The following is a 25988-nucleotide window of genomic DNA, read 5'->3' on the forward strand; positions in this document are numbered from 1 at the left end:
CAACGATCCGCGATCGGGTCTACCATTGCACCCCCTGCCCGGACGCCATCCGGTGCGCGGACGCCGATCCGGGTTGGCCAAAGGTCCACCTTGCGTCGGCCAGTCGTGTGGCCTTGTCTGCCGCACGCATAAAAACAAGATTCGGAGGAAGCACCATGAACAAGCCGGAATTCCTGAACCAGGGCGCCAAGTCCCCGTTCTCCGCCCGCTACGAGAACTTCATCGGCGGTCAGTGGGTCGCACCCATTGCTGGCCGCTATTTCGAGAACACCTCGCCGATCACCGGCCGGGTGATCTGTGAGGTCGCCCGCTCGGACGCTGCCGACGTCGACAAGGCGCTCGACGCCGCGCACGCCGCAAAGGAGGCCTGGGGCCGCACCGCACCGAACGAGCGCGCGCGCATTCTGAACAAAATTGCAGACCGGATGGAGGACAACCTCGATCTCATCGCGCTCGCCGAGACCTGGGACAACGGCAAGCCGATCCGTGAGACCACACACGCCGACATTCCGCTCGCCATCGACCATTGGCGCTACTTCGCCGGCTGCCTGCGCGCCCAGGAAGGCTCGATCTCCGAGATCGACCACGACACCGTAGCCTATCACTTCCACGAGCCGCTGGGCGTCGTCGGCCAGATCATCCCGTGGAACTTCCCCATCCTGATGGCAGTGTGGAAGCTGGCGCCCGCGCTCGCCGCCGGCAACTGCGTGGTGCTGAAGCCCGCCGAGCAGACCCCCGCGTCGATCCTCGTGGTGGCCGAACTCATCGCCGACCTGCTGCCGCCGGGCGTGCTCAACATCGTCAACGGCTTCGGGCTGGAATGCGGCAAGCCGCTGGCCTCCTCGCCCCGCATCGCCAAGATCGCCTTCACGGGCGAAACGACGACGGGCCGGCTGATCATGCAGTACGCCTCGCAGAACCTGATTCCGGTGACCCTGGAGCTCGGCGGCAAGTCGCCGAACATCTTCTTCGCGGACGTCGTCAACGAGGACGACGACTTCTTCGACAAGGCGCTCGAAGGCTTCACGATGTTCGCCCTCAACCAGGGCGAGGTCTGCACCTGCCCGAGCCGGGCGCTGGTGCACGAATCGATCTACGACCGCTTCATGGAACGCGCGATCAAGCGCGTCGAGGCGATCACGCAGGGCTCTCCCCTCGACCCCGCCACCATGATCGGCGCCCAGGCCTCCTCCGAACAGCTCGAGAAGATCCTGAGCTACGTCGATATCGGCCGGCAGGAGGGCGCCGAGTGCCTCACCGGCGGCGAACGCAACGTCAAGGACGGCGAGTTCGCGGACGGCTTCTACATGAAGCCGACGGTGTTCAAGGGCCACAACAAGATGCGAATCTTCCAGGAGGAAATTTTTGGGCCCGTCCTCTCGGTCACGACCTTCAAGGACGATGCCGACGCCCTCGCGATTGCCAACGACACCCTTTACGGCCTCGGCGCCGGAATCTGGACCCGCGACGGCACCCGCGCCTACCGCTTCGGCCGTGCCATCCAGGCCGGGCGCGTCTGGACCAACTGCTACCACGCCTATCCGGCCCACGCGGCCTTCGGCGGCTACAAGCAGTCCGGCATCGGACGTGAGAACCACAAGATGATGCTCGACCACTATCAGCAGACCAAGAACATGCTGGTGAGCTACTCGGCAAAGAAGCTCGGCTTCTTCTAACCGTCGACCCCGAGACCACCTTGCCCCGGCCGAAAGGCCGGGGCTTTTTCGTTATTCGCCCCATATCTTCGGCAGATCGCCCGAGCGAGGACAGACCGATGAGCGACGTTGCCACCCCCGAACAGACCACCGCCGATCAGGCGGGCAACGACGGCACGCCGCTTCGCGTCACCGCGACACCGGCGGCCCTCGCCCTCATCGAGGAGTTGCGCGCCGAGCACGGCCCGGTGATGTTCCACCAGTCCGGCGGCTGCTGCGACGGGTCCTCGCCCATGTGCTACCCGCAGGGCGAGTTCCTCACGGGCGACAGCGACGTGCATCTCGGGACCGTGGCGGGTGCCGATTTCTGGATCAGCCGGCCGCAGTTCGAGGTCTGGAAGCACACCCACCTCATCCTCGACGTGGTGCCGGGCCGCGGCGGGATGTTCTCCCTCGAAAATGGCCGCGACAGGCGCTTCCTCATCCGCTCGCGGCTGTTCACGGACGCCGAGAACACGGCGCTCGCCGGGGCCTGCAAGCTCTGATCACGGGTCTCACGGCCAGACCTTGATGGCGAGGGGCCGGCGCACGAGGTCGCGATCCGACGTGATGGCGCAGCCCTCCGTGCGCAGGGTCACATAGGTGAGGAGCGCGGTGTCGCCGGTGTCGTCGAAGTTACGGCCCATGGCGGCGGGGTCGAGCAGCGACGGATACGCGATCAAGCCAGCCGACGCGCCGCAGGGATCGTCGTAGAGGGTCGCACCCGCCAAAAGCAGGCGCGGACGGTCCCAAGTCACGAGATCGCGTGAACTCGTCCAGTAGAATCCGGATTCGGGGAAGTCCGCCGCCTTTCGCGCCATGAACACTGCGATCCAGGCGCCACTGCCGCGATGGCGCACCACCGCACCCACGGGGGTGGGGAAGGGCGCCACGGGCTTGCACGTCGCCAGATGCATCGCCGGTTTGGTGTAGGGGTCTGGGAAAGCTGCAGTGAAGCCGGTGCCGGTCCAGGCGCGCCAGCGCGACGGGTCGGCGGGATCGTCCGTGCGGAACAGGCAAACCCCCGCCGCCTGGTCGCTGCCCTTGAGATCCCAACCGGTGGTCGAGGCGAACATGTAGCGCCAGCGCCCATCGCCAAAAATGTTCGACGGGTTGAAGAAGCCGCGATGACGGCCCTGTTCGACTTCCTGGCGGAACGGAGCACCGGCCACAACCACGGGCGGCGTTGCCCGCGAGAACCGCTGTCCGCCATCCGTCGAGGCGGCGGCCACCACCGTGTTGTACCAGCACTCCAGGTAGACCTTGGAGCGGCATCGGCCCGGATGCTCGTTGGCTTGGTATTCATGGTGGAGGAGAGCGGCGACGGCTTTGCCATCGTCGGTCCAGGTGGCGGCGACCCACGAACGGTCGTCGTACAGAGCCGGGTCGGGCTTCTCACCGGAATCGAGGACGATGGCGCAGTCGAGCTTGAGCGCGTCGAGGGACGGACCCCGCAGGGCGCGGTTCCGGTAATGCATCCCATAGAGCGCGACGGCGCTGGAAGCGTCTCGGAACGCCCGCGCGGAGGCATCCGGCACGTCCGCTCCATCGCAAGCATCGCGGCCCGCCTTGAAGACCACGGTCGGGGGTCCGACGAGTGTCAGCGCCGAGAACGGCGGTTCCGAGGCCGCGCCGGCCGCGTCCGTGAGGCTCGCCAGCGCGAGGAGGGTGCGAAGAATGAGGCGCGTCATCGCGTATGCCTGGACATCCCGTCGAGTTTGGGTTTTGAACCGTTACAGACTGATTGCCGCGACGCCGCGTTTTCGGCGGCCGTCCACATCCCAATGCACGAAAGCCCACCATGCTGATCCTGATCCTCGGCCTCGTGCTGTTCCTCGGCATGCACGCCTTCTCCATGGCGCGGGCCAAGCGCGCGAGCGTCATCGGCGATGTCGGCGAGGGCCGCTACAAGCTCGTCTACACCGGCGTCTCGGTGCTCGGCCTCGTGCTCATCGCCTACGGTTTTCACCTCTATCGCCAGGCCGGCTACATCGCCGTCTGGAATCCGCCGGTCTTCACACGCCACCTCTCCCTCGTCCTGACCCTGCTGGCCTTCATCGTCCTGGCCTCGGCGTACCTGCCGGGCCATATCCGAGCCAAGGCCAAGCATCCGATGTTGCTCGCGGTGAAGATCTGGGCGACCGCCCACCTCCTCGCCAACGGTGATCTCGGCTCGATCCTGCTGTTCGGGAGCTTCCTCGCCTGGGCTGTGGTCGCCCGGATCAGCGCCAAGCGTCGGGCCCTGAACCCCACGGCCGTGGCTGCCCAACATGGCGTCGTCGCGGCCCCGGCCGGATGGCGCAACGATGCCATCGCGGTGGTTGTGGGTCTCGCCGTGTGGTTCGTATTCGGCAAGGTCCTCCACCCGATCCTCATCGGCGTCGCCGCCTGGCCGGGTCAGGCCTGAGCACGACGGCCCCGCGGCGAAGACCGGTCGCCAACGGCGCGGGCCTGTGCTAGGCGCAGGCCTTCCTCTTCCTTTGAGCGGTCGGTCGCGTCTCGGCCGGCGTGAGACAGCATGGCCGAGAACAACGAGTTCATCCGCGAGGTCAACGAAGACTATCGCCGGGATCAGGTCGCCGAGATCTGGCGTCGCTACAGCGGCGCCATCATCGCCGTGGCGATCCTCGTGGTGGCCGCCGTCGGCGGCTGGCGCTACTGGCAGCACGACCAGCGCGTGCGCGCCGACGCGGCCTCCGAACAGTTCGACGCTGCCAACCGCCTCGCCCGCGACGGCAAGAATGCAGAGGCCGACAAGGCGTTCGCGGCGATCCGTGCCGACGCACCGGGCGGTTATCGCCTCCTCGCCCGCTTCCGCTCGGCCGCCGAGACGTCGAAGCGCGACGGGGCTGCCGCCGCCACCGAGTACGACGCTCTTGCGGCCGACACCGGGGTGAGCGATGCCCTGCGCGACCTCGCTCGCCTCCGCGCCGCCCTCCTGCGCCTCGACGGGCCACAGCCCGACGCGGCGCTCGCCAGCCTCCAGGGCCTCGCCGCGCCGACCGGCGCCTTCCGCCACACCGCCCGCGAGATGCTCGGTCTCGTCGCCCTCAAGCGCGGCGAATACGAGGCGGCCGGACGCTGGTTCGACCAGATCAATGCCGACCCGCAGGCGCCGCAGAACCTTCGCCAGCGCATCGAGGTCTATGCCGCCCTCGTGGCCGGCGGTCCGGTCTCCGTGACGGCTGCGACGCCGGAGCCTGCCGCGCCACTGCCCGTGACGCGCTGACAAACGCCTTTCCCCACCCTGTACGACTGAATCGAGCACACCATGGACATGCCGACCGTCGCGATCGTCGGACGGCCGAATGTCGGCAAGTCGACCCTCTTCAACCGCCTCGTGGGCAAAAAGCTCGCCCTCGTGGACGACCGCCCCGGCGTGACCCGCGACCGGCGCGAGGGCGACGTCAACTTCGGTGGCCTCGTCTTCCGCATCATCGACACCGCCGGCCTCGAACAGGCCGATGCCGATTCGCTGCTGGGCCGCATGCGCGCCCAGACGGAGGCCGCGATCCTCGAGGCCGACGTGGTGCTGTTCGTCATCGACGCCCGCGCCGGGATCCTGCCCGCCGACCAGCCCTTCGCCGAGCTCGTGCGCCGGGCCGGCTGCCCCGTCATCCTCATCGCCAACAAGGCGGAGAGCGGCGCGGGCCTGAGCGGCGCCTACGAGGCGTTCTCCTTGGGGCTGGGCGATCCGATCCCGTTCTCGGCCGAGCATGGCGAGGGCATCGGCGAACTCCACGACGCCCTGACCGAAGCCCTGCCGGCGCAGGACGAGGAGGATGCGGACGAGGATCCGTCCGACCGCTCCCTCAAGGTCGCCATCGTCGGCCGCCCCAATGCGGGCAAGTCGACCCTGATCAATCGGATGCTCGGGGAGGAACGCCTCCTCGTCGGCCCGGAAGCCGGCATCACCCGGGATTCCATCTCCCTCGATTGGGTCTGGCGCGGGCGCCGGATCAAGCTCCACGACACCGCCGGCATGCGCCGCAAGGCCCGCATCGACGACAAGCTCGAGAAGCTCGCCGTGTCGGACGGGTTGCGCGCCGTGCGCTTCGCCGAGGTGGTGGTGGTGCTTCTCGACGCCACCATCCCGTTCGAGAAGCAGGACCTCACCATCGTCGATCTCATCGAGAGCGAGGGCCGGGCACTGGTCATCGGCCTCAACAAGTGGGACCTCGTCGCCGACCAGAACGGCCTCTTGAAGAAGCTGCGCGAGGATTGCACCCGCCTGCTGCCGCAGGTGCGCGGCGTACCGGTGGTGCCGCTCTCGGGCCTCGCCGGCGAGGGCATCGACAAACTCATGCAGGCAGTGACGGGCGCGGAGGTGGTGTGGAACACACGCGTCTCCACTTCGCGCATCAACGATTGGCTCAGTGCTGCGACCCAGCGCAACCCGCCGCCCGCCGTTTCGGGCCGCCGCATCAAGATCCGCTACGCCACCCAGGTGAAGAGCCGCCCGCCGCACTTCGCCCTGTTTGGCAACCAACTCGACGGCCTGCCGAAATCCTACACCCGTTACCTCGTCAACGGCCTACGCGAATCCTTCGAGCTCCCCGGCGTGCCGATCCGTCTGTCCCTGCGGACCTCGAAGAACCCGTTCGACAAGGACAACAAGGGCTGAGCCGGTACTCCGTCGCACGGTAGATTCAACTGTCGCCCCGCGTGATGGCCGCTAGCCAATCCACCACCGCGCCGAGGGAGCTTCGGTCATCGGATCGGACCGTTTCGAAAGCGGCGATCTGGCATTCCGCGCTCGTGCCGTCACGGACAATCCTGCGGGCGGCCTCGACCTCCGCCACACAGCCCAGGGCTTCGGCGTCCTCGACGATCAGCGTAAGCAGCCTGTCGAGGGCTTCACCGAATGGCACGGCCTGCTCGCTCGCCTCGTCGATCATCTCCGCCTTCGTACCCCCATGCTGCGCCCGCCAGAGGTTCTCCTGCGCCAGCGCCCGCGAGACGCCGTCGAGGCCGGCGTTCAAGTCCGGGCGGCGCACGGCACAGCGAACGAGGCAGCGGTAGAGCGCCGCGATGGCGATGGCGTCGTCGACCCGCGTGCATGAATCGGCGATGCGCAGTTCCAGGGTCGGGAATTTGATCGAAGGGCGCAGGGACCACCACAGAAAGCTCGCATCCTGGATCGAACCGGCTCGGGTCATGATCCGAACGTAGCGCTCGTAGGCTTTCGTATCGGCGAAAAGCTCAGGTAGGCCGGTCCGCGGAAGTTCGCCGAAGGCGCTGAGGCGATAAGCGGCGAGTCCCGTCGGCTGGCCCTGCCAGAACGGCGACGCGGCCGAGAGAGCGAGCAGGATGGGCTGGAATGGCAACAGCCGGTTCATGAGGTCCACCCGCGCGTCGGGGTCCGGCACCTCGACATGGACGTGCATACCGCAGATCAGGCTGCGCCGACCCGCCAGACCCACATCCTCCAGGATACCGGTGTAGCGCTCGCCTTGCGTCGCCACCTGCCTCGCCCAGGCCGCGACCGGATGGGTGCCGGCGGCGAAGACGAGGACGCCGTGCTCACGTCCGATCCGCGCCAGAATCGCCCGGTGATGCGCGAGGGTCTCGCGGGCCTCGCTAAAGCTTTCCAAGGGCGGCGTGCAGGCCTCGATCTGGGATTCGAGGAGCTCACGGCCGATCTCCGGCAGGGCAGCCCCGGCCGCGTCGTGGAAAGCACCGAGCGGCCGGTCCGGCGTGCCGCGCGTCTCGGAATCGGCCAGAAAGTACTCTTCTTCGATGCCGAAGCGGTACGAATGCGGGCTCATCGGGGACCTTGGGGCTGGAGGGCTCATCTCAACCCGCAAGCGTAGTCCTTTGTGCCGTCAGGTGCGGAGCGGGCCGCCGACGAGCCACGCCGGATCGAACCAGCGGTCGGCCTCGCCGTCATAGGGCAGGCGGGTCACGTCCCAGTGCTGGATATACTTGGCGTACACGTTCCAGACGCTGATCCCACCACCCACGAAGATGCGCCGGCCGGGATACCGCTTCAGCACCGCCTCGGGATCCTCGTGGCTGCGGATCACGTCGATGGTGCGGTCCTTGAACGCGAAGTCGGGCACCGACGCGATGGTTTTCGGTCCGGCGATGAGCACGTGGCCCATGGTGATGGCGAAGAACCGCGTGACATCCTCGACGAAGAGCGGATCGGTGTTGCCCTCCCAGGGGAGATGCCCGTCGAGCCCGAGCTGGCCCCGTTGGCCGATGGCGCAGATGCAGCGAACGTCGATCATGGTGGACCTGGCACTTAGTAATGAGACGGTGATCGGAACCGAAGACTTGTCGGGAGAAGTCAGGGTACGTCGGTTGCGTGGGTCATACCCCGGAGGACTTTTTTAGCGCGCTCTCCGCCAAAGTGGATACCGGTTCGGCGGGGAGAGCGCGGCAAAACAAAGGCCGCGCGATGTGTCCCGACCCAATGTGGTCGGGCACAGCTCTAGCGCGCCATCTGGGGCGTCAGCACGCGGTCGCTCGGAAAATCGAAAATCTTGCCGGTTTCGGTCCAAGCGGGGCTCGCCAACCGGACGATGTGCGGCGCCAGATCCTCCGGTGTCCTCAAGGTCTCGGGATCCTCGCCCGGCATGGCAGCGCGGCGCATGTCCGTCCGCAGGGGGCCGGGATTGAGCAGCATGGCACGAACCGGCGTCGTCTCGGTTTCAGCGGCGTAGGTCCGGACCAGGGCATCGAGGGCGGCCTTGGAGACGGAGTAGGGGCCCCAATAGGCCTTGCACTTCTGGGCGGCACCTGAGGTCACGAAGATCGCCCGACCGGCATCGGACATTCGCAGGAGCGGATCGAACGAGCGGATCAGGCGCCAGTTCGCCGTGACGTTGATGTCCATCACCTGGGTCCAGGTTTTGGGGGTGACGTGGCCGAGCGGCGTGAGGTTGCCGAGAATGCCCGCATTGCCCACCACGATGTCGAGGCGCTTCCAGCGTTCGTGAAGTCCGGCGCCGAGGCGGTCGATGGCGTCGTAATCGGTGAGATCCAGCGGCACCAGGGTGGCGCTCGAGCCCACCGCGCGAACGGCATCGTCGAGTTCTTCCAGCGCACCCTGGGTCCGGGCGACGGCGACGATGTGGGCGCCTGCCTCCGCCAGGGCGAGGGCGGCGGCCCGGCCGATGCCGCGCGACGCGCCGGTGACGACGGCGACGCGTCCGGCCAGGGGTTTTTGCGGGTCGGTCATGGGCCCGCGTTCAATCGGCTTCGGCCAGCATCGCCAGCCGGCGCGGACCGGCGATGGCCATGTCGGTCAGGCTCGTCGGGTAGTCGCCGGTGAAGCAATGGTCGGTGTATTGCGGGCAGGCCTCGTCGCGGCGTTCCTCGCCCATGGCCTTGTACAGCCCGTCGATGGAGAGGAAAGCCAGCGAATCGGCGCCGATGTAGCGGCGCATACCCTCGAGATCGTGCGTGGCTGCGAGGAGCTTCTCGCGCTCGGGCGTGTCGATGCCGTAGAAGTCCGGGTAGGTGATCGGCGGGGAGGCGATGCGAAAATGCACCTCGCGGGCGCCGGCTTCGCGCATCATGCGGACGATCTTCACGGAGGTGGTGCCGCGTACGAGGCTGTCGTCGACGAGTACGATGCGCTTGCCCTCGACCACGGCGCGGTTGGCCGAGTGCTTCATGCGCACGCCGAGTTCGCGCACGGACTGCGTCGGTTGGATGAAGGTGCGCCCGACATAGTGGTTGCGGATGATGCCCATTTCGAAGGGCAGGCCGGTCTCCTGGGCGAAGCCGAGGGCGGCGGGCACGCCGGAATCCGGCACAGGGATCACCACGTCGGCGTCGGCCGCCGATTCGCGGGCGAGTTCGTGACCGATGTTCTTGCGAACCGAATAGACGCTCTTGCCGTTCACCACGGAATCGGGCCGGGCGAAATAGATGTACTCGAAGATGCACGGGCGCATGGGCCGGGCCGGCGCGAAGCGAATCGACTCGATGCCCTCTTCCGAGATCACCACGATCTCGCCGTTCTCGACGTCGCGGATGAACTTGGCGCCGATGATATCGAGGGCGCAGGTCTCGGAGGCGAGGATGTAGCGGCCGTCGAGTTCGCCCAGCACCAGGGGCCGGATGCCCATGGGATCTCGAGCGCCGATGAGCTTCTTGTTGGTGAGCGCGACGATGGCGTAGGCGCCCTCGATCTGCTTCAGGGCTTCGGTGAACCGCTCCACGATCCGCGGTGCGCGGGAGCGCGCGGCGAGGTGCAGGATCACCTCCGTGTCGGAGGTCGACTGCGTGATGGCGCCGTCGCGCACGAGGTCGCGGCGGATCGACAGGGCGTTGGTGAGGTTGCCGTTGTGCGCGACCGCGAGGCCGCCGCTGGCCAGTTCGGCGAACAGGGGCTGCACGTTGCGCAGGATGGTGCCGCCCGTGGTCGAGTAGCGCACATGCCCGATGGCGGCCCGGCCCTTCAGGCGGGCGATGGTCTCGCCATCCGAGAAGGAATCGCCGACGAGGCCGGGGCGGCGCTCCGAATGGAAGACTTCGCCATCGAAGGAGACGATGCCGGCTGCTTCCTGGCCGCGATGCTGGAGGGCATGGAGGCCGAGCGCCACGATGGCCGAGGCGTCGGGATGGCCGAAGATGCCGAACACCCCGCATTCCTCGCGCAGGGTATCGCCGTCGCGATCGAGGCCGTCCACGGTCCCGGCGGTCGGACCGGCACTCGGTTTCACTGCCAACATGGTGCGGTCGATCCCTGATTGCCCGGTACTGGGCCAGCCGGCCTCGTCACGAAGCCGTCATGCGCGAAGCCAGCATGTAAGCGGCGTCCGCCCGGGCACCAAGCGCCGGCACCGCAGATCAGCGTCGCGAGGCGGGCGTGGCTGGGGACGGTGCATCGCTGCGGCGCTGGGCCGGCACGTCGCCCTCCGGCGGCTCGACGGGGTCGGACGGGTTGTCCGCCTTCGGCTTCTTGAACTGCTTCAGCAGGCCTTCGGGGTTCTCTGGCAACTGCGCCACCAGGGCCTCCCCGGACTTCTCCAGCATCGGGCGGCTGCGGGCCTGGGCTGCCCAATCGGGCATCTTGCCCTGGACGAGCCAGGCCAGGAACACCCAGCCGATGACACAGATCAGGAAGCCGCGCCCAGCGCCGAACAGGAAACCGAGAGACCGATCGATGGCGCCGATGCGCGAATCGAGGATCATGTCCGACACCTTCACGGTGATGATCGAGACCACGATGAGGGTGCCGAGGAAAATCGCCGCGATGGACGCCACCAAGGCCACGGTGGCGTTGGTGACGTGCTGGCTCACCGTCGGCAGGAGCAGGGGATAGAGCTTCCAGGCAACGGCGGCGGCGGCGACCCAAGCGATGATGGCCAGCACCTCTCGGGTGGCGCCACGCACGGCCGCGAGCAACGCGGACACCACGACGATGCCGAGCACGACGAGATCGAGAACGGAGAACGGCATCGTGGGCGATTGTCACTTCAAGGGAGTTGCTTCGGCAAAGCGTATCCTGCGGCTTCCCCCGGCCGCGCCCCTGTATATCGTGCCGAATCCTGGCCGTCACCCTCAAGCCGACCGGCATCCCGGCCGGGACGGGCTTCAATCCTCGTCGTACTCCACCCCACCGCGTCCCCGGCCGGACCCGACCCGGCGCGGCCCGTTGCTGGCGATACCGGCGACGAGGTCGGCGATGTGGCGCAGGGCTTCGGTGGGAAACCCGTCGTTGCCGCCCTCGCCGCGCCCCTGGGGCGTCACCGCCTTGGCAAAGCCGAGCTTCAACGCTTCCTTCAGGCGGGCCGGCGCTTGGGCCACCGGGCGAATGGCGCCCGACAAACCGATCTCCCCGAAATACACCGTTTCGGACGGGAGTGCCGAGCCCGACAGGGACGAGACCAGGGCGGCGGCGACAGCCAGATCCGCCGCCGGTTCGGTGATGCGCAGGCCGCCGGCAACGTTGAGGTAGACGTCGTGGGTGCCGAGCCGGATGCCGCCATGGGCCTCCAGCACCGCGAGTACCATCGAGAGCCGGTTGGGGTCCCAGCCGACGACGGCCCGGCGCGGCATGCCGAGGGAGGAGGGCGCGACGAGGGCCTGGATCTCGACCAGCAGCGGCCGCGTCCCCTCCATACCGGCGAACACCGCCGTGCCAGGCGCCGCGTGGTCGCGCCCCGCCAGGAACAGGGCGGAGGGATTCGGCACCTCGGCGAGCCCCATATCGGTCATCTCGAATACGCCGATCTCGTCGGTGGGTCCGAAGCGGTTCTTCACCGCGCGCAGGATGCGGAAGTGGTGGCCCTGGTCGCCCTCGAACGAGGCGACCGCGTCGACCATGTGCTCGACCACGCGGGGGCCCGCGATCTGCCCGTCCTTGGTGACGTGACCGACGAGGATCACCGCCGTGCCGGTAGTCTTGGCGAAGCGAATCAGGGTCTGGGCCGAGCCGCGCACCTGGGTGACGGTGCCGGGCGCCGATTCCACCGTCTCGGTCCACATGGTCTGAATCGAATCGATGATGCAGAGCGCCGGCGGGGTGCCCTGCGACAGGGTCTCGACGATGTCCTCGACGTTGGTCTCGGCCGCCAGCTCCACCGGCACGTCGGCGAGGCCGAGGCGCTCGGCGCGCAGGCGCACCTGGGCCACCGCCTCCTCGCCGGAGATGTAGACGACGCGCTCCCCCGTGCGCGCCATAGCGGCGGTGGCCTGCATCAGCAGTGTGGATTTGCCGATGCCGGGATCGCCGCCGAGCAGGATCACCGAGCCGCGGACGAAGCCGCCACCCGTCACCCGATCGAGCTCGTTGATACCCGATGGAATGCGCGGCGCCTGCTTGACCTCGCCGGTGAGCCCCTCCAGCGGGAACACCCGGCCCTTGGCGCGGCTCGGCCGCGTCTTGACCGGGCCGGACTGGGGGCCGGCGGCACCGGTCTCTTCAGCGATGCAGTTCCAGCCGTTGCAGGCTTCGCAGCGCCCGCGCCAGCGGTTGTAGACCGCGCCGCAGGACTGGCAGACGAAGGTCTGTTGGATCTTGGCCATGACGCGTCCGGAAGAGGCCCCTCAGGCCTCGGTTCCTGTCACATAATGACGAACATAGCGAGAACCCAGCCCCGTCAGGATCTCGTAGCCGATGGTGCCGGCAGCGTGCCCGACGGTGTCGATGTCGAGGGCGTCACCGATGAGCGTCGCGGTTCCACCACGCGCTGCGCCGGGGGCGCCGGTGACGTCGACAATGACGAGATCCATGGAGATGAGCCCGACGATTGGGCAACGTACGCCGTCGACCAGGGCCATACCCCGTCCGCTCGCCGCACGCGGATAGCCGTCGGCGTAACCGAGTGAGAGGGTAGCGAGGCGGCGTCGGCCATCCGCACGCCAGGCGGCGTTGTAGCCGGCGGTCTCGCCGGCCACGACGGTACGAACCTGCACGATGGTCGCCTCCAGGCGCACCACTGGACGCATGGGATTGGGTGTACCCGGCTTGGGGTTGCCACCGAAGAGCGCATAGCCGGGGCGCAGCAGGTCGTGGTGGGCTCGCGTACCCAGGAAGACGCCGGATGAATTGGCGAAGGAGGCGGGGATTCCCGGCAAGGCCGCGCGCAGGCGGGCGAAGTCCGCAGCCTGCCGCGCATTGATGGCCTCGTCCGGCAATTCGGCACTGACGAGATGGGTCATCAGGAGGTCGATGCCCGCCCGGGCCACGAGGGGATCGTCGACGAGTCCCAGCGCCTCGGACACGCAGAAGCCGAGGCGGTTCATCCCGGTGTCGATATGGAGCGCGGCGGGCCTCGGAGCGCCGGACTCGGCGGCAAGCGCCGCCCACTCGATCATCTCGTCGCGCGATCCGAGGACCGGGCGCAGGGCATGGGCGATGAGCGCGGGGCCGATGCCGGGCAGGAGCCCGTTGAGGACGTAGACGGTCGCGTGCGGCAGAAGCGCGCGCGCCGCGACGGCCTCGCCGAGGTGGGCGACAAAGTAGGTTCGGCACCCGGCCGCCCACAGGGCGGGCGCGACCTGGGTGAGGCCGCAGCCATAGGCGTCGGCCTTGACCACCGCCGCGCAGGCGAGGCCGGGCGCCTCGTCCGCGAGGCGGCGCCAGTTCGCCGCGATGGCCCCGAGGTCGATGGTGAGGGTGGCGCCGTGGCCTGCTTCGATCACGCTGTCCAGCTTTGTTCGGTCATTGATTCGGCAGGGTTCGTTCCGAAGCAGACCCTAAACAAGGGCCGGAGGCTTCCACCACCAGATCGCTCGTAGGAATTGGCACCGAATCGCCTGACATGCGATCATATATGCTGGTCGGGGATCCGGTCCGACTGGGCAAGGTTCGAGAACCGCGTGATGTTTGCGTCGAACTGGAGCTCAACCGTGCCGGTGGGGCCGTGGCGCTGCTTGCCCAGGATCACCTCGGCCTTGCCGTGGACGCGGTTCATCTCGGCTTCCCAGGCGAAGAACTCTTCCGTGCCCTCACGGGGTTTCTTGTTGTTGACGTAGTACTCCTCGCGGAACACGAACATCACCACGTCAGCGTCCTGCTCGATGGAGCCCGATTCGCGCAGGTCCGAAAGCTGCGGGCGCTTGTCCTCGCGGTTCTCGACCTGACGCGAGAGCTGCGACAGGCCGATGATCGGCACGGCGAGTTCCTTGGCCAGCGCCTTCATGCCCGTGGTGATCTCGGTCATCTCCTGCACGCGGTTGTCCGAGCGCTTGCCGGAGCCCGACAGGAGCTGGAGGTAGTCGACGATGAGCAGGTCGAGACCCTTCTGGCGCTTGAGGCGCCGGGCACGCGCCGCGAGCTGGGCGATGGAGATGCCGCCGGTCTGGTCGATGTAGAACGGGATCGTCTGCATGTCCCGGGCGGCATCGGTGATCTTGTAGAAATCCTCCGGGCGGATGTCGCCGCGGCGGATCTTGTAGGAGGGCACGCCGGACTGCTCGGCGATGATGCGGGTGGCGAGCTGCTCGGCCGACATTTCGAGGGAGAAGAACCCGACGATGCCGCCGTTGACCGTCTTCATGACGCCATCGGCGCCCTTCTCGCCCTTATAGGCCTTGGCGATGTTGAAGGCGATGTTGGTCACCAGCGAGGTCTTGCCCATGGCCGGGCGGCCCGCGAGGATGATGAGATCCGACGATTGCAAACCGCCCATCTTGGCGTCGAGGTCGGACAGGCCGGTGGCGATGCCCGAAAGCTTGCCCTCGCGCTGGTAGGCCTTGGCGGCCATGTCGACGGCGGTGGTGAGCGCCTCGGAAAATTTCTGGAAGCCGCCGTCGTACTTGCCCGATTCGGCGAGTTCGTAGAGCCTGCGCTCGGTGCCCTCGATCTGGTCGCGGGGCGAGGATTCCACCGGGGCCTCGTAGGCGCCGTTCACCAGATCCTCGCCGATGGTGATGAGCCGGCGCCGTATAGCCAGATCGTAGATGGTGCGGCCGTAATCGCCCGCGTTGATGACCGTGGTCGCCTCGGCCGCGAGGCGGGCGAGGTACTGCATCACCGTCTGGCCACCGAGATCGGCGTCGCCGAGATACGTCTTCAGGGTGATCGGGGTCGCGAGCTTGCCGCCCTTGATGAGCTGCGAGGCCACCTCGAAGATCTTGCGGTGGACGTCCTCCATAAAGTGCTCGGCCAAGAGGAAGTCCGAGATGCGATAGTAGGCGTCGTTGTTGACTAGGATCGCGCCGAGCAAGGCCTGCTCCGCATCGATGTTGTGCGGCGCGACGCGGAATTCCTGCGTCACCTGTTGAAGGTTGGCCACGAGGGCGTTGGGCAGGGCCATGGGCTGACTCGAGGCTCCGACTTTTCCAAGCGCGCGGGGATGTGGTCACCCAACCCGCCTTCATTCAGAGGCCAACCATGGCGCACCGTGGTTAAGAGCCTCTGATCACGATCGACCGATCCGCGTGCGAGCCCGGCCAGAGCCGGACGCACGAACGCCCGCGACTCAGGCGAGGCGCGGGCGTCTATTTTGGAACAAAGGAGGAACAAGTCAAACCGTGAACGCTATCGCTCCCCGTTCTCCACCGCCCCGAAGGGCCGTGAATCGGCTTACTCGCGGTCGTCGCCGGCCTCGGCCAGCGCCGCGCCGACTTCGAGACCGAGGTCGTCGAGGTTGAACGCCTCGCGCTCGGTGGTGGACTCGCCGCGGGCCTGACGCTCGGCCTCCTCGGGGGAGCGGGCGACGTTGACGGTCACGGAGACCTCGACCTCGGGGTGCAGCACGACGGGGACGACGTGCAGGCCTAGGGTCTTGATCGGCTGGTTCAGCGCGAACTGGTCGCGACCGACCGAGAAGCCCTCGGCGGTGACGACCTCGGCGAGATCGCGGGTCGAGACCGAGCCGTAGAGCACGCCGGTTTCGCCCGACTGGCGGATGAGCACGAAGCTCTTGCCCTCGAGGGTCTCGGCGACGGTCTGGGCCTCGGACTTCTTCTCGAGGTTGCGGGCCTCGAGTTGGGCGCGCTGGGTCTCGAAGTGCTTCTTGTTGCCGGCGGTGGCGCGCAGGGCCTTGCCGCGGGCGAGGAGGAAGTTGCGGGCGTAGCCCGGCTTCACGTTCACGGTCTCGCCCATCTGGCCGAGCTTGGCGACGCGCTCGAGGAGGATGACTTCCATGGTTCTGGTCCTTCGGTTGGGGATGGGATGGAAAACCGCCGGCCTCGGCCGGCGGCAGGCTCAAGGTCGCCCGGGCACGTCCTTCGGACGGCGCCGGTCGAGGGCGGTGTCGGCGATGCCGAACAGGGTCAGGGCCACGAAGGCGATCCCCTGGGTCACGAACAGGATGAGGTACAGGCCGAACAGTAGGGCGAGGCGCCCCGGGCGGCCCCGGCTTCGGTCGTGGAAGGCGGCAAGTCCCTGGATGGCGAAGGCCGCGCTGAGGGCGCCGGCCACGGCCACGCCGAGCACACCGGGATAGCCCGGCGTGAAGGTCAGCAGGAGGGCGACGGCCAGGATGCCGAGGACCCGGCGCGGCATTCGCGTGGAGGGCAGGTCGGGCCAAGGCCGGGGCAGGCGGCCCGACACTTTTACGATTTTCGCGGCGGCCCATAAGTAGAACACGAGGAGGACGGCCAAGCCCTGCGCGGCGAGACCCGGCGCGATGCGTGCCAGGGCGTCGGACACGTCGTCCTTCAAGGTGTCGTCGGGCTTGCTCGCGTCCGGTTTCGGAGCATCCGGGTCCGCCGCATCAGGGGCGGTCTGGGCCGGGACGGTCGCGCGCCCCTGGGTCTGGATCTTCACGATGGTGCGCGTCATGTCGCGCAGCTGCGTGTGGAAGGTCTCGTAGTTCGGCGCCGCGATGACCGCGATGGCGACGAAGGCAAGGCCGGCCGTGCCGGCGGTCCAGGCCAGCAGCCGGCCTGTCGGATACCATTCCATGGTACCGTCGGCGCCGGGCCGGCCGAGGAGCGCGAGGTAGGCGAGCCACCAGGCGGGCAGGGCCAGATAAGCGAGAAAGCCGAGGCCGAGGAAGGGCTGCACCACGAGGGCCAGCGCGAGGCTGCCGGTGACGGCCGCGACGAGGGCGGCCTTGTGGCTCCATCCGAGCCCGACGATGAGGATCGGGAGCGGGGCGAGCAGATAGAGGATGATGGCGAGTGCCGTCGCCTTCAGCAGCACGCCGAAGAGGAGAGCCGAGACGAGGCCCGCGCCGATACCGATTCCGAGAAACTGACCCATCGATCCCGCTGTCCCACTGTCCCGGTGCCGGGCAGGGTTAGAGGCACGCATCGCCCCAACGTCTCCCAGCCCTCACCATCGAAGGCCGGTACGAAACACTTCTACCGGTGAACCGGCATGTGCCTCGGCTCCATCGGAGCCGAGGCGGTCGTGACTACTTGATCACGTAGGGCAGGAAGCCGAGGAAGCGGGCGCGCTTGATCGCCTGGGCGAGCTCACGCTGCTTCTTGGCGGACACCGCCGTGATGCGCGACGGGACGATCTTGCCGCGCTCGGAGACGTAGCGCGACAGGAGCTTGACGTCCTTGTAGTCGATCTTGGGCGCGTTCGCGCCCGAGAAGGGGCAAGTCTTCCGACGACGGAAGAAGGGACGGCGTCCGCCGCCCGCACCACCACCAGCACCGCCAGCGGCGGGTGCACCGGGTCCAGCACCAAACGCCATAGCTTAAGCCTCCCCGCCGAAGCTGCGCTCGGGGCGGTCGCCCCGGTCGCCGCGATCACCACGGTCGCCGCGATCGCGGTCGCCGCCGAATCCACCACCGCCACCGAAGCCTTCGTCGTCACGACGACGGCCGCGCTCACGATCCTTGCGGTCGTCGCGGTCGCGCTTCTGCATCATCGCCGACGGCTCGGACTCGAGCTCTTCGACGCGGACGGTCATGAAACGCAGAACGTCCTCGGAGATCTGCATCTGGCGCTCCATCTCGGCCAGGGCGGCCGGGGGGGCGTCGACGTTGAGGAGCGTGAAATGCGCCTTGCGGTTCTTCTTGATGCGGTAGGCGAGGGACTTCACGCCCCACATCTCGATCTTCTCGACCTTGCCGCCATTGGCTTCGATGACGCCCTTGTAGGTCTCGACCATGGTCTCGACCTGCTGGGTCGTCACGTCCTGGCGTGCCAGGAAGACGTGTTCGTAGAGAGGCATTAACGGGCCCTTCATATCCAAAGGGACCCGACGGCACATGGGAGTGCGGGATAAGAAGCGTCGGGCCGGTTCGTACGCGAAATCGCCCGGCGCCAAGCCCTTCGAGCCGTTTGAAGGCCCGAGCGGTTGATCGAAGGCGGAGACACGGGACGACGGGAAAAGCCCTTGCGGAACCTCGCCCTATGCCGAACGAATCGGCATCGTCCGTTCAGCCCCCAGCCGGAGCGAACGCGAGGGGTGGCGGATAAACCAGTTGTTCGGGCTTGGCAAGGCAGCCGCCATTCGGGCCCATAGCGGTGAGAAGGGCCGACCTTCGGCTCGGCATCTCAGACGCTGGGAGCCCGCGTGGTGGTTTCGCGGTGGATCGTCTCCACGCTCGCGACGGCTTCGTGCCGGCGCAGCCGCTCGGTCAGCGCGTCGAGGGTATTACGGTCCACATGCACGAGGCAAAGGGTGATCTCGTCGCTCGCATCGACTCCGCGCTGGCGAATTACGATCTGCCGCAGCTTCGGCGCACACGGCCCGGCGAGGGCGCGCAGGTGTGCGAGGGTCAGCGCATTGTGTCGAGCGACGATGCGCAGATCGTATTTCTGGCGCCGCTCGCGGTAGCGTTCTTCCAGCGGCTTCATGCCCGCCAGGATACCCAGCACGATGGCAGTTGTGGCGATGGCCGGTACGTAGAGCCCGCCCCCGGACGCAAGACCAATGGCGGCCACCGCCCAGAGGCTCGCGGCGGTTGTGAGGCCCTTCACGACCTCACCGCGCAGGAGGATCGTGCCGGCACCGAGGAAGCCGATGCCGGACACCACCTGGGCGGCGACACGGGACGGATCGAGGGTCACGTTCGGTCGGCCCAGGATGTCGGCGAACCCGAAGGCCGAGACGATCATCAGCAGGCACGAACCGACGCAGACCAGCATGTGCGTCCGCATGCCGGCCGCCCACACCAGTCGCTCCCGTTCGAAGCCGATGACGCTGCCGAGCAGCGCGGCCACGAGCAAACGGCCAACCATGTCGACGTTGCTCAGCACGATTCGACGCTCATCGTCCGCTCGTGGGCGTCCGGTTATTTGTTCGGCTTTTCGGACAGGAGTGCCCCCGTCTTCGGATCGGCGTGGAACTGCATCTTCGTGCCGTTCTTCACGCCCTCGCCCTCCCAATGGCCATCATCGGCCTCGAACTCCGTGATGCTGGTGTAGCCCTCCGCCATCAACTTCTGTTTCACCTGCGCGGCGGGCATCCAATCGGCTCCGGGCTGATCGGCGAGTGCTGCCGTCGATGCGGCAAGGGCGAGCGCCAGGGCGAGGGGAATCGAGCGTGACATCCAGAACTCCATGAGCCGGCAAAAAATCCAGACGGTTCAACGGGAATGCCGGGGGTGGGTTCCTGCGCGGCCTACCGAATCGATGCCGCGATCGCCTGCTGGATGCCCAGGATGTTCGCGCCCCGCTTCAAGGTCTTCTGGATCGGCTCGGCCCTGCCGGACACCCAGATCTTGAGTTCGGAATCGAGGTCGAAACTCCCGGCCGTCTCGACGGAGAAGCAGGTGATCGCCCGGTACGGCACCGTCATGTACTGGACCTTGCGGCCGGTGATCCCCTGCTTGTCCACGAGGATCAAACGCCGGTCGGTGAACACGATGAGATCCCTCAGGAGTCGGAAGGCGACCTGCACGCTTTCACCCTCCGTGAGGATGCCGGCGAGCTGCTCGCTGACCTCCGCCGCCGAGAGGTCGCTGCCGTGGCCGAGAAGGCCGTCGAGAAATCCCATCGTATGCCGTATCCCCGTTCGTGCTTGCGAGGCCTATGTAATGATGGTGCTGGCCTGGTGAAACGACCGGGCCGTGTTGATCTTCGTGGGGATCGCGTTTGGAGTCCGCCGGAAACATGACTCATCGTTCCTTGCGTCTCGGCGTGAACATCGACCACGTCGCCACCGTTCGCAACGCGCGCGGCGGCGGGCAACCCGATCCGATCCGGGCGGCGCGCATGGCCGTCGAGGCGGGAGCGGACGGCATCACGGCGCACTTGCGCGAGGACCGGCGCCACATCCGCGACGCCGACATGGAGACCTTGGCCCGGGTCCTGACCGTCCCCCTCAACTTCGAGATGGCGGCCACCGACGAGATGGTCGCCCTGGCGATTCGCCTGAAGCCCCATGCCGCCTGCCTCGTGCCGGAGAAGCGCGAGGAGCGCACCACCGAGGGGGGACTCGACATCGTCGGCGGCCACGAACATCTGGCGCCCCGCATCATTGCCCTGAGCGCGGCCGGCATCCGCGTATCCCTGTTCGTCGAGCCCGATGTCGCGGTGATGGACGCCGCACACCGCCTCGGCGCCCCTGTGGTCGAGCTCCACACTGGGACCTATTGCGAGGCGGTGGCGGCCGGAAACACCGAACGGGTATCGGTGGAACTCGCTCGAATCGCCCGCGCGGCGACGCATGGCGCCAGCCTCGGCCTGGAGATCCATGCCGGTCACGGCTTGGCCCTGGACAGCGTCGGACCGGTGGCGGCGTTGGCCGAGATCGCCGAGCTCAACATCGGCCACGCCCTCATCGGCGAGGCGATCTTCACGGGGTTGGATCAAGCCGTCCGCGACATGCGGGCGGCCATGGACGCCGCCCGGGGAGCGAGCGCCGCATGATCGTCGGCATCGGCTCCGATCTCTGCGACATCCGCCGCATCGCACGCTCCCTCGAACGCTACGGCGAGCGCTTCACCCACCGGGTCTTCACCGACGGAGAGCGGGCGAAATGCGATGCCCGCGCCGCCCGCGCGCCGTCCTACGCCCGGCGCTTCGCCGCCAAGGAGGCCTGCGCCAAGGCGCTCGGCACCGGTCTCAGCCAGGGCGTATTCTGGCGGGACATGGAGGTGGTGAACCTGCCCGGCGGTCGCCCGACCCTACGCCTGACCGGCGGGGCCGCGACGCACCTCGCCGGGCTGATTCCGGCGGGTTATGCCCCCAAGGTCCACATCACCCTTACGGACGATCCTCCCATGGCTCAGGCCTTCGTGATCATCGAGGCGGTGCCGCTCGGCACCCTCCGGGCCTAGCCGGCGGCCCCCTCGCGTTGCGGCTCCTCCGCGCATGGTCTATGCCGCCGCTCGACCGTCGATGACGGACGGGGCCTGGATGTCGGCCTTCCGTGTCGAATCGGAGAGGCCAGCCAGATGGAACGTGCCCGCGTGGACCACCAGACGAAGCATGACTTGAAGGCGGCCGAGACTGGAACCTGGGCCAGCATCAAGGAAACCCTGAAGGTCGGCGGCCAAGCGCTGCTCATCGCCCTCGTGGTGCGGACGCTGCTGTTCCAGCCGTTCAACATCCCGTCGGGGTCGCTCGTGCCGACGCTCCTCATCGGCGATTACCTGTTCGTCTCGAAATATTCCTACGGCTATTCGAAATATTCCCTGCCTTTGAGCGAGTACCTGCCGTTCACGGCCGACGGCCGGGTCTGGGCGGCGACCCCGAAGCGCGGCGACATCGCGGTGTTCAAGCTGCCCAAGGACAATGCCACGGACTACATCAAGCGCGTCATCGGCCTGCCCGGCGACAAGATCCAGATGAAGGCCGGCCTGCTCTACATCAACGACGTGCCGGTCAAGCGCGAGAAGATCGCGCCGTTCGAGACCACCGGCCCCTACGGTGAGCAGGCCAAGGCCGAGCAGTACCTCGAGACCCTGCCGGGCGGCGTCACCCACAAGGTGATCGAGCGCGACGGCGACAACGGTTACTGGGACAACACCGAGCCCTACACCGTGCCGGAAGGGCGGTTCTTCATGATGGGCGACAACCGCGACAACTCCACCGATTCGCGCGATCTCGCCAATGTGGGCTTCGTGCCATTCGAGAACTTCGTCGGCCGGGCGGAGATGATCTTCTTCTCCATCGACGAGGGCACGCCGGCGTGGCAGATCTGGAACTGGCCGGCGAAGGTCCGCTGGGGCCGCCTGTTCACCACCATTCAGTAGGGCGATTGCGAACCGTGGACGAAGAGGCGCGTCCCTCCAGCCGGGCGCGGCGCGCGCCGCGTCCGAAGCCCGGCCTCGCCGTGCTCGAAGCCGCGATCGGCCATGCCTTTGCCGACCCGAACCTGCTGGTCCTGGCGCTGACCCACGTCAGCAAGGCGGGCGGCAATGGCCGTCTCGGCAGCTATCAGCGCCTCGAATTCCTCGGCGATCGTGTGCTGGGTCTCGCCATCGGCGATCTCCTCTACGCCGCGTTTCCGGGAGCCGACGAGGGTGACCTGTCGCGGCGCCTCGCCGGCCTCGTCCGGCGCGAGACCTGCGCCGCCGTGGCCACCGCCTGGGATGTCGGTCCGCACCTGTTGCTCGGCCCCGGCGAGGTCCAGAGCGGCGGGCGCCGCAACCAGACCATCCTGGCCGATGCCTGCGAGTCGATCCTCGGCGCCGTGTTCCTCGACGCCGGCTATGCCAAGGCCAAGGCCATCGTGGAGGCCGCCTTCACCCCGGGCGTCGACACGGCCGCCCCGCGGGGACGCGACGCCAAGTCGTCGCTCCAGGAATGGGCGATGGGCCGCGGCCTGCCGATCCCCGCCTACGAGGTGGTGGAGCGCTCCGGCCCCGATCATGCCCCCCTGTTCCGCATAGCCGCCCGGGTCGAGGGCTTCGCGCCCGGCATCGGTTCCGGCCCGTCCAAGCGCCTTGCCGAGCAGGAGGCCGCCCGCCTCGTGCTGGAGCGCGAGGTGCTCGGTCAGACCCCCACCCCAACAATGGAGACGTCGGCGGACGTCCGCGAAGGAAATTCCCCCGATGTCTGATCCCGATTTCGAGACCGACCACGACGACGACGATCTGCCGCCCCTGGTGCCGATCCCTTCGGCGCCCATGCCGGAGAACACCACCGCCGGCTTCGTCGCTCTCATCGGCATCCCGAATGCCGGCAAGTCGACACTTTTGAACAGCCTCGTCGGCACCAAGGTGTCCATCGTCTCCCGCAAGGTGCAGACGACGCGCGCACTCGTGCGCGGCATCGTCATGGAGGGCACGGCGCAGATCATCCTCGTCGACACCCCCGGCATCTTCGCGCCGAAGCGCCGCCTCGACCGCGCCATGGTGCATTCCGCCTGGAGCGGCGCGTCGGACGCCGACGCCGTGTGCCTGCTCATCGATGCCCGCAAGGGCGTCTCCGACGAGGTCGAGGCGATCCTGGCCAAGCTCCCCGACGTGAAACGCCCCAAGGTCCTGATCCTCAACAAAATCGATCTCATCCCGCGCGACCGCCTGCTGGCGCTCTCCGCCTCGCTCAACGAGCGCATCGCCTTCACCCACACCTTCATGATCTCGGCGCTGAACGGCGACGGCATCGACGTGCTGAAGGCGACCCTGGCTTCAATGATGCCGAAGAGCCCGTGGCTCTACCCCGAGGATCAGGTCTCGGACGCCCCGATCCGCATGCTGGCCTCCGAGATCACCCGCGAAAAGCTCTACGACCGCCTGCACGAGGAACTGCCCTACCGCTCCACCGTCGAGACCGATCAGTGGCAGGTGCGGACCGACGGATCGGTGCGCATCGAGCAGACCATCTTCGTCGAGCGCGAGAGCCAGCGCTCCATCGTGCTCGGCAAGGGCGGCCAGACCATCAAGGCCATCGGCCAGGCGGCGCGGCGGGAGATCGCCGAGGCGGCCGAGCAGACGGTTCACCTGTTCCTGCACGTGAAGGTGCGCGAGAACTGGGCCGACGATCCGGCACGCTACCGCGAGATGGGCCTGGAATTCCCCCGCGGCTAGCAAGGTTTCACCCATGTGGTCGCCGGTTTCCCGTCGAGGATCGGCGACCTGTCAGGAAGCCGAACAGCGTGAAGCGTTGGCTTGCCGACGCGAACCTGCTTCGGCATCGGCTATCACCGACCAGCTCAGGTCACCCGTCACGCTCTCAGCCGTCGAGGCGCGCACCATCCGCGCCGGATCGTATCATCATGTCCGTCACATCGTTCTCGCACGCCGTCTACGGCCTCCCGCCCGCTGAACTCATCGATGGGCCGGAGGGGGCCGCCGACGGCGCCGTTCAACTTTCGCCGCTGATCCCGGGGTCGCCACGGATCGAGGATGTCGATCTGGGCAGCCTCGAACGGATCGACGTGCTGGCGCCGGCCGGCACCATCGAGCGCCGCTACGTCCTGGCCCAGGCGCTGCGCGCGCTGCGTCCCGGAGGCCGCCTCACGGCCCTCGCCCCGAAGGACCGGGGTGGCTCCCGCTTGGCCAAGGAACTCGCGGGCTTCGGAGCGCCGGCGACGGAGAGCGCCCGGCGCCACCACCGCATCTGCGTGGTCGATCGGCCGGAGGCCATCGGCGATCTGAAGGCGGCCCTCGATGAGGGTGGTCCGCGTCATATCGACAACCTCGCCCTGTGCTCGCAGGCCGGCATCTTCTCCTACGACCGCCTCGATCCGGGCTCGGCCCTGCTCCTGTCGCTGCTCCCCCCGCTCTCCGGCAGCGGTGCCGATTTCGGCTGCGGCCTTGGGGTCCTGGCGCGCTCCGTCCTGCATTCGCCCAAGGTCACGACCCTGACCCTCATCGACATCGACCGGCGTGCCGTGGAAATGGCGACGCGCAACGTCGGCGATCCGCGCGCCACGATCCGCTGGGCCGACATCCGCGCGGGCCATCTCGGCCTTAGCCGCCTCGACTTCGTGGTGATGAACCCGCCCTTCCACGACGGCGGTTCAGAGGATCAGGCCCTCGGCCAGGGCTTCATCGCCCGTGCGGCCGAGGCCCTGCGCCCGGGCGGTACCCTGTGGCTCACCGCCAACATGCACCTTCCCTACGAGAAGCCCCTCAAGGCCGCATTCAAGACCGTCGAGCTGAAAGCATCGTCCGGCGGCTACAAGATCTTCGAGGCCCGGAAATGAGCAAGGCGGGCAAGACCCCGACCCTGCGCCTCGACCGCCTGCTCGCGAACATGGGCTACGGCTCGCGCCGTGAGATCGGGCTCCTCACCGGGGCCGGCCTCGTCGTCCTCGACGGCGCCCCCTTGCGGGATTCGGACCAGCGCATCCCGGTCACACCCGATCTGGCGCAGCGCATGGTAGTGGACGGTGTCCCCCTCGATCCGCCGCCGGGCGTGACCCTGATGCTGCACAAGCCGCTCGGCGTCACCTGCTCGCACAAGGAGGCGGGGCCGCTGGTCTACGGTCTTCTGCCCGACCGCTGGCGCCGGCGCGACCCGGCCCTGTCCACCGTCGGCCGCCTCGACAAGGAGACGTCCGGCCTCCTGCTGCTGACCGACGACGGCGCCCTGCTGCATCGGATCATCGCGCCGAAATCCAACGTCGCCAAGCGATACCAGGTGACTCTGGACCGCCCGCTCAAGGGCAACGAAGCCGCGATTTTCGCCTCCGGCACCCTGATGCTGGAGGGCGAGGACAAGCCGCTCCTGCCGGTGGAGACGGAGGTTCACGACGAGACCCGCGCCGCCGTCACCCTGCACGAGGGTCGCTACCATCAGGTCCGGCGCATGTTCGCCGCCGTCGGTAATCACGTCGTCGGCCTCCACCGCGACCGAATCGGCGGGCTCGACTTGCCGGCCGATCTCCAGGCCGGCGCGTACCGGGTGATGGACGAGGCCGCGATCGCCGCCGTTTTCGGGGGCGCACAGGCCTGACGGGCTCCGCCCGCCCCAAAACCTTGCCATCGCAAAAACCGTCTGGTAAGGCCCCGCCCATTCCACACGCGGAGTCGGCCTCATGCCTGAATGAGGCGTTTCCGGTGACCGGTGCCCTACGGGACCCT

Annotated in this window: 28 protein-coding genes; 12 read left to right on the plus strand and 16 right to left on the minus strand. The window is 67.8% G+C overall.

All coding sequences use genetic code 11. The features are described from left to right. Positions 1–155 precede the first annotated feature (155 nt). Together adh and ASF27_RS07700 are read left to right on the plus strand one after the other, a co-directional pair. Positions 156–1676: an aldehyde dehydrogenase gene (gene adh, locus ASF27_RS07695; RefSeq protein ID WP_056262749.1), complete on the plus strand. Its 1521-nt coding sequence runs from the start codon at positions 156–158 to the stop codon at positions 1674–1676. A gap of 98 nt (positions 1677–1774) precedes the next feature. Further along, positions 1775–2200 (plus strand): DUF779 domain-containing protein, encoded by a 426-nt coding sequence (locus ASF27_RS07700; RefSeq protein ID WP_056262751.1) that lies wholly within the window; start codon positions 1775–1777, stop codon positions 2198–2200. A 9-nt stretch (positions 2201–2209) separates the two neighbouring features. Here the strand turns inward: ASF27_RS07700 and ASF27_RS07705 are convergent, their stop codons facing one another. Then, positions 2210–3385 (minus strand): hypothetical protein, encoded by a 1176-nt coding sequence (locus ASF27_RS07705; RefSeq protein WP_056173057.1) that lies wholly within the window; start codon positions 3383–3385, stop codon positions 2210–2212. A 110-nt stretch (positions 3386–3495) separates the two neighbouring features. On the opposite strand from ASF27_RS07705, the gene ASF27_RS07710 reads away from it, so the two are divergent. From ASF27_RS07710 to der, 3 genes are all read left to right on the plus strand, one after another. Continuing rightward, a complete protein-coding gene (locus tag ASF27_RS07710; protein WP_056173059.1) occupies positions 3496–4101 on the plus strand; it encodes an NnrU family protein in 606 nt (201 codons plus the stop codon). 111 nt (positions 4102–4212) lie between these two features. After that, a complete protein-coding gene (locus ASF27_RS07715; RefSeq protein ID WP_056359074.1) occupies positions 4213–4923 on the plus strand; it encodes a tetratricopeptide repeat protein in 711 nt (236 codons plus the stop codon). A 42-nt stretch (positions 4924–4965) separates the two neighbouring features. Beyond that, complete coding sequence (gene der / locus ASF27_RS07720) at positions 4966–6318, plus strand: ribosome biogenesis GTPase Der (RefSeq protein WP_056173063.1); 1353 nt, start codon at positions 4966–4968, stop codon at positions 6316–6318. Between the two features lie 25 nt (positions 6319–6343). Here the strand turns inward: der and ASF27_RS07725 are convergent, their stop codons facing one another. From ASF27_RS07725 to ASF27_RS07795, 15 genes are all read right to left on the minus strand, one after another. Continuing rightward, positions 6344–7462, minus strand: a complete 1119-nt coding sequence (locus ASF27_RS07725) for a carboxylate-amine ligase (RefSeq protein ID WP_056359077.1) — start codon at positions 7460–7462, stop codon at positions 6344–6346. A gap of 57 nt (positions 7463–7519) precedes the next feature. Further along, the gene (locus ASF27_RS07730) at positions 7520–7927 is read right to left on the minus strand and encodes a dihydrofolate reductase (protein WP_056359080.1); all 408 of its coding nucleotides are present in this window, start codon (positions 7925–7927) and stop codon (positions 7520–7522) included. Between the two features lie 203 nt (positions 7928–8130). Beyond that, a complete protein-coding gene (locus tag ASF27_RS07735) occupies positions 8131–8880 on the minus strand; it encodes an SDR family NAD(P)-dependent oxidoreductase (RefSeq protein WP_056359083.1) in 750 nt (249 codons plus the stop codon). 10 nt (positions 8881–8890) lie between these two features. Continuing rightward, on the minus strand, positions 8891–10381 hold the full coding sequence (gene purF, locus ASF27_RS07740) for an amidophosphoribosyltransferase (RefSeq protein WP_056359085.1): 1491 nt from the start codon (positions 10379–10381) through the stop codon (positions 8891–8893). Between the two features lie 118 nt (positions 10382–10499). Beyond that, entirely contained in the window at positions 10500–11111 is a 612-nt protein-coding gene (locus ASF27_RS07745; RefSeq protein ID WP_056173082.1) for a CvpA family protein, read from the minus strand. A 135-nt stretch (positions 11112–11246) separates the two neighbouring features. Further along, positions 11247–12680 (minus strand): DNA repair protein RadA, encoded by a 1434-nt coding sequence (gene radA / locus ASF27_RS07750; RefSeq protein ID WP_056173085.1) that lies wholly within the window; start codon positions 12678–12680, stop codon positions 11247–11249. 21 nt (positions 12681–12701) lie between these two features. Continuing rightward, positions 12702–13799, minus strand: a complete 1098-nt coding sequence (gene alr / locus ASF27_RS07755; protein ID WP_082478876.1) for an alanine racemase — start codon at positions 13797–13799, stop codon at positions 12702–12704. A 125-nt stretch (positions 13800–13924) separates the two neighbouring features. Next, positions 13925–15415 carry a replicative DNA helicase gene (locus ASF27_RS07760; protein WP_056359089.1) on the minus strand — a complete coding sequence of 497 codons (1491 nt, stop codon included), beginning with the start codon at positions 15413–15415 and terminating at the stop codon, positions 13925–13927. A gap of 269 nt (positions 15416–15684) precedes the next feature. Then, the gene (gene rplI, locus ASF27_RS07765) at positions 15685–16248 is read right to left on the minus strand and encodes a 50S ribosomal protein L9 (RefSeq protein WP_056086662.1); all 564 of its coding nucleotides are present in this window, start codon (positions 16246–16248) and stop codon (positions 15685–15687) included. A 60-nt stretch (positions 16249–16308) separates the two neighbouring features. Continuing rightward, positions 16309–17310 carry a DUF2232 domain-containing protein gene (locus ASF27_RS07770; RefSeq protein ID WP_056262770.1) on the minus strand — a complete coding sequence of 334 codons (1002 nt, stop codon included), beginning with the start codon at positions 17308–17310 and terminating at the stop codon, positions 16309–16311. A gap of 154 nt (positions 17311–17464) precedes the next feature. Beyond that, entirely contained in the window at positions 17465–17752 is a 288-nt protein-coding gene (gene rpsR, locus ASF27_RS07775) for a 30S ribosomal protein S18 (RefSeq protein ID WP_056173092.1), read from the minus strand. A 3-nt stretch (positions 17753–17755) separates the two neighbouring features. Next, positions 17756–18235: a 30S ribosomal protein S6 gene (rpsF, locus tag ASF27_RS07780; protein ID WP_056173095.1), complete on the minus strand. Its 480-nt coding sequence runs from the start codon at positions 18233–18235 to the stop codon at positions 17756–17758. A gap of 326 nt (positions 18236–18561) precedes the next feature. Beyond that, positions 18562–19266 (minus strand): MgtC/SapB family protein, encoded by a 705-nt coding sequence (locus ASF27_RS07785; protein WP_056359092.1) that lies wholly within the window; start codon positions 19264–19266, stop codon positions 18562–18564. 35 nt (positions 19267–19301) lie between these two features. Continuing rightward, the gene (locus ASF27_RS07790) at positions 19302–19559 is read right to left on the minus strand and encodes a PepSY domain-containing protein (RefSeq protein ID WP_056174085.1); all 258 of its coding nucleotides are present in this window, start codon (positions 19557–19559) and stop codon (positions 19302–19304) included. A gap of 71 nt (positions 19560–19630) precedes the next feature. Then, positions 19631–20005, minus strand: a complete 375-nt coding sequence (locus ASF27_RS07795; protein ID WP_056173100.1) for a PH domain-containing protein — start codon at positions 20003–20005, stop codon at positions 19631–19633. A gap of 116 nt (positions 20006–20121) precedes the next feature. On the opposite strand from ASF27_RS07795, the gene ASF27_RS07800 reads away from it, so the two are divergent. The 7 genes from ASF27_RS07800 to ASF27_RS07830 all read left to right on the plus strand — a co-directional run bounded on the left by ASF27_RS07800 (position 20122) and on the right by ASF27_RS07830 (position 25860). After that, entirely contained in the window at positions 20122–20880 is a 759-nt protein-coding gene (locus tag ASF27_RS07800; protein WP_056359095.1) for a pyridoxine 5'-phosphate synthase, read from the plus strand. Then, the gene (gene acpS, locus ASF27_RS07805; protein WP_056173106.1) at positions 20877–21290 is read left to right on the plus strand and encodes a holo-ACP synthase; all 414 of its coding nucleotides are present in this window, start codon (positions 20877–20879) and stop codon (positions 21288–21290) included. Before ASF27_RS07800 ends, acpS begins: the two co-directional genes overlap by 4 nt. 117 nt (positions 21291–21407) lie before the next feature. After that, the gene (lepB, locus tag ASF27_RS07810; RefSeq protein WP_056173108.1) at positions 21408–22208 is read left to right on the plus strand and encodes a signal peptidase I; all 801 of its coding nucleotides are present in this window, start codon (positions 21408–21410) and stop codon (positions 22206–22208) included. Positions 22209–22222: 14 nt separating this feature from the next. Beyond that, positions 22223–23017: a ribonuclease III gene (rnc, locus tag ASF27_RS07815; RefSeq protein WP_056262778.1), complete on the plus strand. Its 795-nt coding sequence runs from the start codon at positions 22223–22225 to the stop codon at positions 23015–23017. Beyond that, complete coding sequence (era, locus tag ASF27_RS07820; protein ID WP_056173114.1) at positions 23010–23987, plus strand: GTPase Era; 978 nt, start codon at positions 23010–23012, stop codon at positions 23985–23987. The genes rnc and era overlap by 8 nt, the downstream gene beginning before the upstream one ends. A gap of 188 nt (positions 23988–24175) precedes the next feature. Continuing rightward, the gene (locus ASF27_RS07825; RefSeq protein WP_056173116.1) at positions 24176–25108 is read left to right on the plus strand and encodes a methyltransferase; all 933 of its coding nucleotides are present in this window, start codon (positions 24176–24178) and stop codon (positions 25106–25108) included. Continuing rightward, on the plus strand, positions 25105–25860 hold the full coding sequence (locus tag ASF27_RS07830; protein ID WP_056359097.1) for a pseudouridine synthase: 756 nt from the start codon (positions 25105–25107) through the stop codon (positions 25858–25860). The genes ASF27_RS07825 and ASF27_RS07830 overlap by 4 nt, the downstream gene beginning before the upstream one ends. Positions 25861–25988 lie beyond the last annotated feature (128 nt).

The sequence above is a fragment of the Methylobacterium sp. Leaf102 genome, assembly GCF_001422425.1.
GTDB lineage: Bacteria > Pseudomonadota > Alphaproteobacteria > Rhizobiales > Beijerinckiaceae > Methylobacterium.

Bases quoted from the DNA above. Each gene is read 5' to 3' on its own strand.
- ASF27_RS07760 (WP_056359089.1), bottom strand. From the start codon at position 15,415: ATGGCCCTGCCCAACGCCCTCGTGGCCAACCTTCAACAGGTGACGCAG.
- ASF27_RS07715 (WP_056359074.1), top strand. From the start codon at position 4,213: ATGGCCGAGAACAACGAGTTCATCCGCGAGGTCAACGAAGACTATCGC.
- radA (WP_056173085.1), bottom strand. From the start codon at position 12,680: ATGGCCAAGATCCAACAGACCTTCGTCTGCCAGTCCTGCGGCGCGGTC.
- ASF27_RS07745 (WP_056173082.1), bottom strand. From the start codon at position 11,111: ATGCCGTTCTCCGTTCTCGATCTCGTCGTGCTCGGCATCGTCGTGGTG.
- rplI (WP_056086662.1), bottom strand. From the start codon at position 16,248: ATGGAAGTCATCCTCCTCGAGCGCGTCGCCAAGCTCGGCCAGATGGGC.
- rpsR (WP_056173092.1), bottom strand. From the start codon at position 17,752: ATGGCGTTTGGTGCTGGACCCGGTGCACCCGCCGCTGGCGGTGCTGGT.
- lepB (WP_056173108.1), top strand. From the start codon at position 21,408: ATGGAACGTGCCCGCGTGGACCACCAGACGAAGCATGACTTGAAGGCG.
- ASF27_RS07800 (WP_056359095.1), top strand. From the start codon at position 20,122: ATGACTCATCGTTCCTTGCGTCTCGGCGTGAACATCGACCACGTCGCC.
- acpS (WP_056173106.1), top strand. From the start codon at position 20,877: ATGATCGTCGGCATCGGCTCCGATCTCTGCGACATCCGCCGCATCGCA.
- ASF27_RS07725 (WP_056359077.1), bottom strand. From the start codon at position 7,462: ATGAGCCCGCATTCGTACCGCTTCGGCATCGAAGAAGAGTACTTTCTG.
- ASF27_RS07825 (WP_056173116.1), top strand. From the start codon at position 24,176: ATGTCCGTCACATCGTTCTCGCACGCCGTCTACGGCCTCCCGCCCGCT.
- ASF27_RS07700 (WP_056262751.1), top strand. From the start codon at position 1,775: ATGAGCGACGTTGCCACCCCCGAACAGACCACCGCCGATCAGGCGGGC.
- ASF27_RS07705 (WP_056173057.1), bottom strand. From the start codon at position 3,385: ATGACGCGCCTCATTCTTCGCACCCTCCTCGCGCTGGCGAGCCTCACG.
- rpsF (WP_056173095.1), bottom strand. From the start codon at position 18,235: ATGCCTCTCTACGAACACGTCTTCCTGGCACGCCAGGACGTGACGACC.
- era (WP_056173114.1), top strand. From the start codon at position 23,010: ATGTCTGATCCCGATTTCGAGACCGACCACGACGACGACGATCTGCCG.
- ASF27_RS07735 (WP_056359083.1), bottom strand. From the start codon at position 8,880: ATGACCGACCCGCAAAAACCCCTGGCCGGACGCGTCGCCGTCGTCACC.
- ASF27_RS07790 (WP_056174085.1), bottom strand. From the start codon at position 19,559: ATGTCACGCTCGATTCCCCTCGCCCTGGCGCTCGCCCTTGCCGCATCG.
- ASF27_RS07770 (WP_056262770.1), bottom strand. From the start codon at position 17,310: ATGGGTCAGTTTCTCGGAATCGGTATCGGCGCGGGCCTCGTCTCGGCT.
- ASF27_RS07795 (WP_056173100.1), bottom strand. From the start codon at position 20,005: ATGGGATTTCTCGACGGCCTTCTCGGCCACGGCAGCGACCTCTCGGCG.
- purF (WP_056359085.1), bottom strand. From the start codon at position 10,381: ATGTTGGCAGTGAAACCGAGTGCCGGTCCGACCGCCGGGACCGTGGAC.
- ASF27_RS07730 (WP_056359080.1), bottom strand. From the start codon at position 7,927: ATGATCGACGTTCGCTGCATCTGCGCCATCGGCCAACGGGGCCAGCTC.
- ASF27_RS07830 (WP_056359097.1), top strand. From the start codon at position 25,105: ATGAGCAAGGCGGGCAAGACCCCGACCCTGCGCCTCGACCGCCTGCTC.
- der (WP_056173063.1), top strand. From the start codon at position 4,966: ATGGACATGCCGACCGTCGCGATCGTCGGACGGCCGAATGTCGGCAAG.
- ASF27_RS07710 (WP_056173059.1), top strand. From the start codon at position 3,496: ATGCTGATCCTGATCCTCGGCCTCGTGCTGTTCCTCGGCATGCACGCC.
- adh (WP_056262749.1), top strand. From the start codon at position 156: ATGAACAAGCCGGAATTCCTGAACCAGGGCGCCAAGTCCCCGTTCTCC.